A 12041-nucleotide genomic window follows, 5' to 3' on the forward strand; every position below is an offset into this window, starting at 1 on the left:
TGATTGCAATTCATCTAAATCCCTATTAGGGATTGAAACATTTAGAATTCTAACTTACTTAGAAATTCTTCTTCTGATTGCAATTCATCTAAATCCCTATTAGGGATTGAAACCACCAAGGAGAAAATTAAATGAATTCCCCTAATTGCATTGCAATTCATCTAAATCCCTATTAGGGATTGAAACCGATAAGTAAGTTAGCAATATAACGACCGCTATCTATTGCAATTCATCTAAATCCCTATTAGGGATTGAAACTAGTAGGAAGCTTCCATTTTTTAGTACCACGCGGATTGCAATTCATCTAAATCCCTATTAGGGATTGAAACAGCACAGACCACCCACTAGCCAGCAAACAAGGCAGCTACATTGCAATTCATCTAAATCCCTATTAGGGATTGAAACCCTCTAACCCTAGAAAGCAATATTGCAATGCTCAGATTGCAATTCATCTAAATCCCTATTAGGGATTGAAACCTACACTTTATTATCTAACAATAAGTTATCTTTAATTGCAATTCATCTAAATCCCTATTAGGGATTGAAACACTAACACAGAAGCTTCATTAATATTTACTAGTAAATTGCAATTCATCTAAATCCCTATTAGGGATTGAAACGTAACTTATGTAATTGAGTTGATGGTTATGCTCTCAATTGCAATTCATCTAAATCCCTATTAGGGATTGAAACTATGAGGTATCAGGATAGAAGCTTAAACTTTACCTATTGCAATTCATCTAAATCCCTATTAGGGATTGAAACGCTTCTCTCCACTGATGCAATCATTCAGTGGAGATGGATTGCAATTCATCTAAATCCCTATTAGGGATTGAAACGCCGGAATTTAAAATACCAGGTTTCAGGTTCCCCGAAATTGCAATTCATCTAAATCCCTATTAGGGATTGAAACTTTATCAACCTTTCCCGCAAGAGCTACTCTCGTATTGCAATTCATCTAAATCCCTATTAGGGATTGAAACCTTTGCAAAAATGGTGGGATGATTTTAAATCAGAGGTATTGCAATTCATCTAAATCCCTATTAGGGATTGAAACGGCTGTTTAACAGACTTAATAACATTAAACACTTGAATTGCAATTCATCTAAATCCCTATTAGGGATTGAAACTAGAGAAATAGGATATGAGGCGTGGGTATACAATGAATTGCAATTCATCTAAATCCCTATTAGGGATTGAAACTCTTTTCGCATTCTCGATCAAGTTGTTCTTGAATATTGCAATTCATCTAAATCCCTATTAGGGATTGAAACAATAAAAAGACTAGGTTATCTACCAACCTAGTCTAAATCCAATTGCAATTCATCTAAATCCCTATTAGGGATTGAAACTACAGATTTTGCAATAGCCAGCGTTCTTTTTTGCATTGCAATTCATCTAAATCCCTATTAGGGATTGAAACAAGTTAAACATGGTGTACCCCATGTATGAGGATTGCAATTCATCTAAATCCCTATTAGGGATTGAAACTTTTGTGCATGATGGCGGTGAAACGTCTAAATGGCATTGCAATTCATCTAAATCCCTATTAGGGATTGAAACAATATCAGTTATCCCCAGGCAGTAAGCCACGAGAGATTGCAATTCATCTAAATCCCTATTAGGGATTGAAACCGCTCTCAGCACTGATACACTTTACGGCATACATTTATTGCAATTCATCTAAATCCCTATTAGGGATTGAAACCTACAACTGGGGAGTCGCTGCAATCTTCTTCTATGTCAGGGATTGCAATTCATCTAAATCCCTATTAGGGATTGAAACCGGCCCTTTACCCGGCTGAACGTATGTCACGGTATTGCAATTCATCTAAATCCCTATTAGGGATTGAAACCAGTGTTGTTAGGTAATCAACTATAAATTGCGGATTGCAATTCATCTAAATCCCTATTAGGGATTGAAACTCAACTCCAATAGTAGAGATAACAGGACTGTACATTCCTGATTGCAATTCATCTAAATCCCTATTAGGGATTGAAACCGGCCCTTTACCCGGCTGAACGTATGTCACGGTATTGCAATTCATCTAAATCCCTATTAGGGATTGAAACCAGTGTTGTTAGGTAATCAACTATAAATTGCGGATTGCAATTCATCTAAATCCCTATTAGGGATTGAAACTAGCGATCGCATATCGCCGGGTATTCCCGAACGAATTGCAATTCATCTAAATCCCTATTAGGGATTGAAACTGGGCGGATGAGTACAGCAATCGGTTGAGTCTATATTGCAATTCATCTAAATCCCTATTAGGGATTGAAACAGGAGTAGGACTTGGACTTGGTGATGGCGTAGGATTATTGCAATTCATCTAAATCCCTATTAGGGATTGAAACATATCAGAATAAAAGTGTGCTTTAGTTTTCAGACCATTGCAATTCATCTAAATCCCTATTAGGGATTGAAACTTTAAGGATTGTAAAGATAGCTGATGTAGGGACTTCATTGCAATTCATCTAAATCCCTATTAGGTTTTTAACGAACCGCAAAGGACGCAAAGAAGAGAAGCTTAACTGAACTGTATTGGCCTATGTCTCAGCAGATGGCTTGCTTGTAAAGCTTATCCGTGGTTTGATTAAAATACGGCATCTAAATCGACTTAGTGTATTTTGTTGACGAATCAATTATCTGAATTAACTTGTCAGCCACAAAGTAAATATAAAACTTTCCATGCCTATCCAAACCATTGGTATCTTAAGTCCTGGTGATATGGGACAAGCGATCGCAGCTGTTCTCAATCAACATGGATTGAAAACTATTGCAGCCCTAAACGATCGCAGTGAACGAACTCGGCAACTAGCAGCCGCAGCCAACATTCAAGATGTGGGTTCTCTTACGCAATTGGTAATTGAATCTGATGTAGTGTTGTCAGTTCTAGTACCCGCAGCGGCTACCCAAGCAGCGCAGCAAGTAGCTGAGGCGATCAGTAATGTTGGTAAACCCATTCTCTATGTTGACTGTAATGCGATCGCACCCCAGAAAGTCATCAGTATCGGCCAACTCATTGAATCAGTTGGGGGAACATTCGTAGATGGATCAATTATTGGCCCACCACCGCGAGTTCCCAATTGCACCCGCATTTATACTTCAGGAAAACAAGCAAATCAACTCCTACAACTGCGGGATCATGGCTTAGATGTGCGGGTGATTGGTGATGAAATTGGTCAGGCTTCCGGGTTGAAAATGTCCTACGCCGCCCTGACAAAAGGACTTACAGCAATCAGCACAGAATTACTAATTGCAGCCCATCGTTTAGGCTTAGATCAAGAACTATGGGATGAAGTATCTAATAGCCAACCAGAACTTGCTAGTATATTAACCCGTTCCATTCCATCGATGACACCAAAAGCCCATCGTTGGATCGGAGAAATGGAAGAGATTGCAGAAACCTTTAAAGAGTTAGGTCTAACAGAGCGCATTTTCTACGGAGCAGCCGACGTTTACCGTTTGGTAAAAGAAACCTCTTTGGGTAAAGAAACACCAGAGGAGTCTAATCGCGATCGCCCGTTGCATGAAATCATTACCGTCCTTTCCGATGAAGCAAGCTCTGACACCTAATCTTGAGTATTTCAAAGATGGGGTAAAAAGCGATAATCTATGAATCAAGAGCAATGGACTGTGGTCGATCGTTACTTTACCGATTTGCTTGTACCGTCAGATCCCGCACTAGATACAGCCCTCCAAACTAGCGCCGCCGCCGGACTGCCGCCACACAACGTTTCACCGAACCAAGGCAAGCTGCTGCTACTATTGGCACAAATCCAAGGGGCGCGAAGCATCCTGGAGATTGGTACGCTGGGCGGCTATAGTACAATCTGGCTGGCGCGAGCGTTACCCAGCGACGGCTACCTAATCACCCTGGAAGCTGACCCAAAACACGCCGAAGTCGCCCGTGCCAATATCGCCCAGGCTGGTTTATCCAAACTGGTTGACCTCCGACTCGGACAGGCACTTTCTACGCTGCCACAGATTGCCGCCGAGAATCAGGGCCCATTTGATTTGATTTTCATTGACGCTGACAAGCCAAGCAATCCCGAATATTTCGCGTGGGCACTCAAACTTTCCCGTCGCGGTAGCCTCATCATCGCCGATAATGTTGTGCGTAATGGAGCGGTGATTGATGCTGCTAGCAGCGATCCTAGCGTCCAGGGAGTGCGCCGCTTCAATGAACTACTTGCCTACGAGCCACGTGTCAATGCTACAGCAATCCAGACTGTGGGCAGCAAAGGATACGATGGTTTTGCGATCGCGATCGTCATCTAAAACGATAAGCTAAGGGAACTCCAAGAAATAAATTATTCAATATTGTGGGGTGGGCAAGATGCCCACCCCACAATATTGAATATTTTTTTATTTGGAACTACCTAATTGGAGAGTAGGAAAAACGTTGAAGAAGAATTCAGAAATCAGAATGGGCTAAACGCCCCGCTATCGCTAACAGGAGTCAGAATCAATACGGGCGAATGGAATTCGCCGGGGCTGTGCTTTATTTGGAAGTTCCTAAAACACATTTAAATCTTAATCAGGCGGTGGATCGTTGGCAATAGTGAAATTTGAGACAAAATCACTCGGCTTGCCGCTCTTGATCGCATCAAAAGTACCTTTAATAGTGCCAGCAATGGGAACAGCAACCAGCGTCCCCAACAACCCAGCAATCTCAAATCCCATCAAAATAGCCACAAAAATCCAGATAGGATTTAGCCCGATAAAGTTGCCGAGTAACCTGGGAGCTAACAGGTTATCTTTAAGCTGCTGCATCAAAATCGCTGCGATCGCAACTTGAACTGCCAACCACCAATTTTGCAACAGTACTAAAATCGTCACCAAACCAATACCTAAAGACGCCCCAATGAAGGGAATAAGTTCTGAAATACCAATTAATATGGCAAATAACAGAGCAAAAGGTACCTTCATCACTAAGAAAATTGGCGTCAGGGTTAGCACCATGAATAGTCCTAGCAACAACTGACTGAGAAAGAAGTTCTGGAAATTTAGGCGCAAGGATGCGGTCAGGGGATCTGCAATATTAGAGGGCAAAAGATTGACTAGACCATACCAGACGCGATCGCCATATAAAAGCATATAAAATGCAAGCACAATGACTAACACTATGTCAAGTAATCCTGAAAGCAGTGTTCCAGCAAATCCCACTGCACCAGAAGCTAGCTGTTGCACCAAATTTTGAATATTGGCATTGATTTGACTACTCACAACCCTCAAATCAACTGGCAAACGTCGTTGTTTAGCCACCATCTCAAACTGCTCTAGGTTTGCTTGACTAGCGGTTAACCAATCAGGAATCTTATTTAACAGTTGGATGGTTTGGTCAATGATCAACGGCACTAAGGTAACGCCTAGAATCCCAAGGAGGGTTAAGGTTGCAAGTAAAACGATGATCACCGCCTGAGTGCGAGTAATCCGAGCGCGTTCAAAGAACTTAACCGGGTAATTTAGGAGAAAAGCCAGAATCGCCGCAATACTCAAGACGGTAATGGGATGTTGGAAATAACGAAAAAGTACGGACAGCAGCCAGACATTGAGAGCGATAATCGGGCCACTCAGACCATAAATTAACAGGCGTTGAAGGGAGGCTGAACGGCGCATCTTATGCAACCTATTTTAGGTATTCCTTGAGAGAACTTGTAAAATTCTTGATGGCACTGATTATTATCTGATCATCATAGATATTTTTAACAAAGATATGTATAAGCGTATCTGATAGCAAGGAAACAAATCAAAATGGACAAAACTGTAGCTGACCTTCGCAAAGACTACACCTTGGAAGGTTTGAGCGAACTCGAAGTAGACCTCAATCCTTTTATCCAATTTAAAAAATGGTTCGATCAGGCACTAGCAGCAGAACTCCCCGAACCCAATGCTATGACCATTGCCACTGTTACACCAGATGGTAAGCCTTCAGCCAGAATGGTGTTACTTAAGGATTTTGATGAACGCGGCTTCGCCTTCTTCACCAACTACAACAGTCACAAAGGACAACAACTAGCAGAAAATCCCCAGGCGGCTTTAGTCTTTTGGTGGGCAGAACTGGAACGTCAAGTCAGAATTTCGGGGTATGTGGAGAAAGTTTCCGAAACTGAGTCTGACCAGTATTTTGAAAGTCGCCCTGCCAAGAGTCGCCTGGGTGCGTGGGTATCTAATCAAAGTGAGGTGATCGCAAGCCGAGAAATCCTGGAGCAACGCTTGCAAGAATTCTACAGCAAATATGAAAATCAGGAGATTCCTCGACCGCCTCATTGGGGAGGCTTACGAGTGATCCCCACAGAAATCGAGTTTTGGCAAGGACGCCCTAGCCGTCTGCACGATCGCTTGCTTTATAGCCATTTAGATAATGGCACTTGGAAAATTGAGCGGTTGTCGCCATGAAGGAGGTAGGAGGCAGGGGGCAGGGGAAGCTTTCTAAAGAGGAATTTTTCCCTTTTCCCTATGTCCCTCTATACCTCTTAGGGACTTCCAGAAAATAAATTATCCCATTTCACGCCTATCAAAACGGCTTTCCCTCCCCCTGCTCCCTGCTCCTCCGCCGTCAAAGCGATGGAATATTTTTTTAATTGGAAGTCCCTTACCATTGAGCGATCGCATCTTGAATTGCTGCCCGTGCTTCTGATAGAGATTTGGTACGGGCATCACCTTCGTTTAGACTATTAGCGTTAATAAATTGAATGTCTGTAATCCCAATAAAGCCAAATATCGTCCGCAGGTAGGGTTCTTGGAAGTCATAGGGAGCGGCAGGAGATGTCGGACTAAAGTCACCGCCGCGTGCTGTGATGATAACTGCCTTTTTACCCTGGACTAACCCTTTAAAACCTTGAGCGTCTAAAGCAACAGTCCGGTTAATGCGAACAATTTGGTCAATGTAAGCCTTGAAGGTGGAAGGTATATTGAAGTTATACATTGGCACTCCAAAGACGTAGCGATCGGCTGCCAAAAACTCATCTACTAACTCGTCAGAAATCCTGATAGCCTCAGTTAATTCTGGGGTATGGGTTTCTGGTGGTGAGAACGACGCCGCAATCCAAGCTTCATCAACGTGAGGAACTGGGTGATGCCCTAAATCTCGGTAGGCGATCGCATCTTCAGGATGCGCGGCTTTCCAAGCACTGACAAATTCCTTAGATAGTTCTCTGGAGTGCGATCGTTCAGCACGGGGGCTGGAATCAATATGTAGAATGTTTACCACCAAATATCTCCTGATTAGCTAGGATTTCTGCTTTGACGTACCTATTTTAAATTTTAGATTTTAGATGATTTCGGTTCATGCCCCGCCCGAAGTCAAGCGCAACAAATCCAAAATTGTCAATCTCAAATCACCAAGCCCTGTAACCTTGTGGTCAGGGTCAATCCAAAATTGCAAATCTAAAATCCAAAATTGTTTGACTGTTTTTGAGTCTAAATTTCAAAGCATTACATCAGATACTAAAAGTAACTAGTTACTAAAGTAAAGTAGTTACCATAAAGTAACTGTAGAAAATTTTAGCTAACTTATCGATGTCTGTCTCTAAAAATCCTGATGCTTGCCCAATTAGTATTCTGATGTCCTTACTATCAGGCCCCTGGACAATGTATATACTGTGGGTGTTATGTAATAGTGGGCCTAATCGCTTTGGTGCATTGAAGCACTTAGTCGAGGGTATTTCCACCAAAGTTCTCACAGAAAGACTGAGGATGCTAGAGACAGCAGAGATTATTTATCGCCATTATGAACCAACTGTTCCGCCCCAAGTCACTTACGGTCTGACAGAACGCGGTCAGGAACTCATTGAAATTCTTAATCAACTCAATGCACTTGCCGAACGCTGGTATGGCGGCGAAAAGCGGGAATAGGTGAGGATTTCTAAGAAGAATTCAGAACTCAGGAGCGGAGCCGGAGACTCCGAAGCTCCGGTCAGAATGGGCTAAACCTTAGCTATCCGCTAACACTATGAATTCTGTACGAGGGGGTGATAGCGCCCGCGGCAAGCGAGTCCGCGATAGCAAAGCGGTAGCGAGTATTTTCGAGTCGCGTCTGAATATTGGTTAAAAGCGAGTGGAATGGTGAGCGAAAAAAATTAAAATATTCTCACTTTAAAACTCTATCCCTTTATGGGTAGAGTATTCACCAATTATGAATTCTGTATTCTGTATTCTGACTTCTGTTTTATGCAGGAAAAATATCTAGAAATTCATTGCCATTAATCACTGTTGTCCAGTGCTGATATTTTCCGGGGGCATTCTTTTCCCGTGGGTCTGCTTGCACCAAAGACATAAACTCGTGGTAATGTTCATTGGCACTAGCTCCCACCATACATCCAGCAGACCAACCTTTGACTGGCTCACCAGGGCTATCTCCATCTGGATTATTAGTTGTGTGTTGATCGACGCTAAAGTTATCACCCTTATCAGGTAAGCGCTCAGGGCCACGTAACACTGTAATGTCTCCAGTTTGTACTAGAGCCAATTGGTCTCCAGTGCTACCGTGGTGATGACCGACACTCCAAGCTTGGTATTGCCATGCCTGAATATCTGCACAACCTTTTTCATTCATCGGATTCTCCCAGTAATATTCTCCTGGGTCACAAGTGCCTAACCAATTACCCGCAAAACTGGGAACTTGGTCTTTGATTACTAATACACAACGTCGGTCATTCCAGACAAATGGTGCATTACCATTCCACTGGCCATTACGGTCTAATCCCCGGAAATAAACGATGTTGATTTCTCCATCATTACCGTTAATACTAATATGTTGATTATGTAAGCTCAACCACATCACGGTTCGACTCGGCCAGTCGCCGTTGAGTTTAAATCCTGGTATTAAGTCAGTCGGATTGGTATTGAGCAGACTAGCAGCAATATGGGAATTTATTCCTGGCTCACTGAGATTTTGAAAATGTTTGTAAGCATTTAGCGCCCTAGCGGATTTGGGCCCCCAAGCTCCATCAGGTGAACTTAAGAGCCAAAAATCTTGAAGTCTAGACTGTAATTGTAGTGCCAAGGTCTTGTTAGCTGCGATCGCTTCATCATCTTCGAGCGCTTTGACTGAACCATTCGCTAAACCATAGAGCAAGGCATGAGGATTATCAGTAGATGTAACTGGCATATAAGAATCGGTGTTTGCGATCAGATTAATAATATTTTCTCCAATCCAATATAAACGGATTCCAGAAATTAGAGAAAGATTTATTACGGAAGTGATAAAAACTTTTGTTTACATAATTTCAACAGATTAATTACTTTTTATTAAGGCGTCATACAAGTGCCATATATTAGTCACAAAAATGTCATTGACATAAGTTAATTTGTAGATATTTTATTAAAAGTGTTAGTTGCTATTACTCCAAAGTCAGAGAAGATTTTGGCTAAAAGATCATTTGAGAGTGAGCTATTGTAGGTTAGCTTCTCTGCTTTAAACCCCAATGAGAAACACAAATTGTTTAGTGTGAGGAGTAAATCTTAAAAGAATGCCAACAAGAAAAAATCGTTCGGGGAAAGTCTTCAAAAGGGGTAACAAAAATACACCCGGACGCTGGCTGTGGTTTGGAGTAGGGATTAGCGGTGTGGCGATGATATCAGCGATCGCCGGAATGCTGTTAGCAGTTTCTTTCAGCAGCAAGCCTTTGCAAAAAACTCAGCTAAACAAACAACAACAAGCAGTGTTTGATAGAGAGGGCATCACTGGAAGTGGACTACAATTTTCTGCATTAAGTCGCCCTGTGAACATTTTAGTTTTAGGGATGAGTGTGCTGCCCCCAGACATTAAGAACCCACCCCCTGAAAGCCTACATTTGAGATATCAGCCCGAACTAAATTCCTTTGATGGTTTATCTGATGTCATGCTTCTACTGCGATTTGAGCCTGAAAAGAAAAAATTAATTATGCTTTCCATTCCTAGAGATACCCGCATGGAGGTGTCTGGACATGGTTTGACCAAAATTAATGCTGCCAATGTTTATGGTGGGCCGGCTTTGACCAGTACAACAGTCAGTAATCTCTTGGGTGGAGTAGAAATTGATCGGTATATCAGAATTAATGTTTTGGGAGTCAGCAAGTTAGTCGATGCCTTGGGTGGTGTGACAGTCTACGTACCGAAAAATATGAAATACCGAGATGATTCCCAGCATCTTTACATTAATTTGAAAGCGGGCAAACAACATCTCAACGGAGATCAAGCGCTGCAACTTTTGCGCTTTCGCCATGATGAGTTGGGAGATATTGGTCGCATTCAACGCCAGCAAATGGTGATTAGTGCCTTAACTGACCAAACTCTCAATCCCACCACACTCGCTCAACTGCCTAAAATTCTTGACATAGTTAAAGAACATATTGATTCCAACTTAACGGTCGAGGAGTTAGTGGCGCTGTTAGGTTTTATGGTGCAAACTACTCGTTCTAATATGCAGATGTTAATGGTACCTGGTCGTTTTAGCGAAAAGAAGGAATATGATGCTAGCTACTGGATACCAAACAGCAGCCGCATTTCTGCCATGATGGCTCAGTATTTTGATTTGGACTCAGCAGCAAAACCACAATTAGCCCAGCATCCAGCTAGTTTACGAGTTGCAATTCAAGATAACACGGGCAGCAATCATGCGAATCTGCATCCATTAATCAAAATCTTACAAGAAGCTGGCTATAGCAATATTTATATTACTAAAAGCTTGGGTGAGCCTTTAGAAGTAACTCGGATTATTGCCCAACAGGGAGATCGTGAGAGCGCTCAATCAATTCGCAACACTTTAGAATTAGGTGAAGTTCGAGTGGAAAGTACTGGCAATCTCGACTCCGATATCAGCATCCAGATCGGTAAAGATTGGTTGCAACTAAGAAAAAGTATCTAATACCATTTGATAATTTTGACTTGAGATTTGAAATTGGAAATTGCTTAGTTGTCAAATATACGCTAATGGCGAATGCTAATCTGAAAAATTAGTCATATTTTCGTCATAGGTTTGTCATAGTAAAGTCAATGTAACGTGTTTAATTTCAGAAGGATGTATCTTAGCTGAATATCTATTTAAACAGCAATTAGTAGAAGTTTTTTTAGATGTAATTTTTACATATTCACTACTTACTATCCTCAAGAGTACAATATCCCTCGATCAAGCTATGATGTTTTCTTTATTTTTATCGGCTACCTCTTGTTCTAGTGATGTCGATTTAGGTTTTCTAGAATTGAGTTGGTTAAAAATAGTTTTTTTAGGAGTTGTACAAGGAATTACTGAATTATTACCCATTAGTAGCACAGCACATTTACGAATTATTCCGGGATTACTAGGATGGAAAGATCCGGGAAGTGCTTTTAGTGCAGCGATGCAGTTAGCAAGTATCGCGGCTGTCATTAGTTATTTTTGGCAAGATTTGAAAAAATTAACAGGTGCAACGGTTAGGGCGATTTCTGAACAAGATTACAGCAACCAATATTTTCGTTTAGCAATTGGATTATTAATTGGTACAATTCCCATTGCTGTTGCAGGTCTTTTACTCAAAAAAAGTCTCAATGGCTGTAATTCTCCTTTCCGTGCCCTGATAGTTGTAGGAATATCATCAATTGTGATGTCCTTGTTGCTTGGAATTGCAGAAAGATTTGGGAAACGCGATCGCGTTTTTAATCAACTGTCATTAAGTGACGGGATTTGGGTAGGAATTTCTCAAGCATTAGCTTTAATTCCAGGAGTTTCCCGTTCTGGTTCTACCTTAACTGCTGGATTATTCTTAGGAATGGAGCGAGAAACTGCTGCTAGATTCTCATTTTTACTGGGCTTACCTGCCGTGATTCTAGCAGGAGCGTTAGAACTGCATACGCTTTTCAAAGCTGGACTTGATGTCAATGGTTGGATAACTTTAATTATTGGTTTAACTACAGCTAGTATTTCTGCTTTTGCCGCGATTTATAGTTTACTGCATTATTTAGAGAAATACAGTACTTGGGCATTTGTTTGGTATCGTTTAGCGATGGGAATATTCCTCGTAGTTAGTGTGGTTACTGGCTTTTTACCCAACTGAGCCTTCCGGTGTTCATGAG

The 12041-nt window shown here is 41.6% G+C and carries 9 protein-coding genes and 1 CRISPR repeat array (1 of these 10 running past the window's edge); of the genes, 6 read left to right on the forward strand and 3 right to left on the reverse strand.

All coding sequences use genetic code 11. The annotated features are described in order from the left end of the window. A CRISPR array of direct repeats spans window positions 1–2503; the repeat unit is 37 nt; unit sequence ATTGCAATTCATCTAAATCCCTATTAGGGATTGAAAC; it begins 148 nt to the left of the window's first position. Between the two features lie 189 nt (window positions 2504–2692). Together FD723_RS08835 and FD723_RS08840 are read left to right on the forward strand one after the other, a co-directional pair. Further along, complete coding sequence (locus FD723_RS08835) at window positions 2693–3580, forward strand: NAD(P)-dependent oxidoreductase (RefSeq protein ID WP_179064996.1); 888 nt, start codon at window positions 2693–2695, stop codon at window positions 3578–3580. A 39-nt stretch (window positions 3581–3619) separates the two neighbouring features. Further along, window positions 3620–4285 (forward strand): O-methyltransferase, encoded by a 666-nt coding sequence (locus FD723_RS08840; RefSeq protein ID WP_179064997.1) that lies wholly within the window; start codon window positions 3620–3622, stop codon window positions 4283–4285. A gap of 255 nt (window positions 4286–4540) precedes the next feature. On the opposite strand, the gene FD723_RS08845 is transcribed toward FD723_RS08840, so the two are convergent. Then, window positions 4541–5626, reverse strand: coding sequence for an AI-2E family transporter (locus FD723_RS08845; protein WP_179064998.1), 1086 nt, complete (start codon window positions 5624–5626; stop codon window positions 4541–4543). Between the two features lie 135 nt (window positions 5627–5761). On the opposite strand from FD723_RS08845, the gene pdxH reads away from it, so the two are divergent. Continuing rightward, window positions 5762–6406: a pyridoxamine 5'-phosphate oxidase gene (pdxH, locus tag FD723_RS08850; RefSeq protein ID WP_179064999.1), complete on the forward strand. Its 645-nt coding sequence runs from the start codon at window positions 5762–5764 to the stop codon at window positions 6404–6406. A 196-nt stretch (window positions 6407–6602) separates the two neighbouring features. Here the strand turns inward: pdxH and FD723_RS08855 are convergent, their stop codons facing one another. Next, window positions 6603–7220, reverse strand: coding sequence for an FMN-dependent NADH-azoreductase (locus tag FD723_RS08855; protein WP_179065000.1), 618 nt, complete (start codon window positions 7218–7220; stop codon window positions 6603–6605). A gap of 308 nt (window positions 7221–7528) precedes the next feature. On the opposite strand from FD723_RS08855, the gene FD723_RS08860 reads away from it, so the two are divergent. Beyond that, window positions 7529–7864, forward strand: a complete 336-nt coding sequence (locus FD723_RS08860) for a helix-turn-helix domain-containing protein (RefSeq protein WP_179065001.1) — start codon at window positions 7529–7531, stop codon at window positions 7862–7864. Between the two features lie 313 nt (window positions 7865–8177). Here FD723_RS08860 and FD723_RS08865 read toward each other — a convergent pair whose 3' ends face one another. Further along, a complete protein-coding gene (locus FD723_RS08865) occupies window positions 8178–9119 on the reverse strand; it encodes a hypothetical protein (RefSeq protein WP_179065002.1) in 942 nt (313 codons plus the stop codon). Between the two features lie 361 nt (window positions 9120–9480). Between FD723_RS08865 and FD723_RS08870 the strand changes: the two genes are divergently transcribed. Further along, a complete protein-coding gene (locus tag FD723_RS08870) occupies window positions 9481–10857 on the forward strand; it encodes an LCP family protein (protein ID WP_179065003.1) in 1377 nt (458 codons plus the stop codon). Between the two features lie 268 nt (window positions 10858–11125). Further along, window positions 11126–12022 carry an undecaprenyl-diphosphate phosphatase gene (locus FD723_RS08875; RefSeq protein WP_179065004.1) on the forward strand — a complete coding sequence of 299 codons (897 nt, stop codon included), beginning with the start codon at window positions 11126–11128 and terminating at the stop codon, window positions 12020–12022. Window positions 12023–12041 lie beyond the last annotated feature (19 nt).

Source organism: Nostoc sp. C052 (genome assembly GCF_013393905.1).
Classification (GTDB): domain Bacteria; phylum Cyanobacteriota; class Cyanobacteriia; order Cyanobacteriales; family Nostocaceae; genus Nostoc.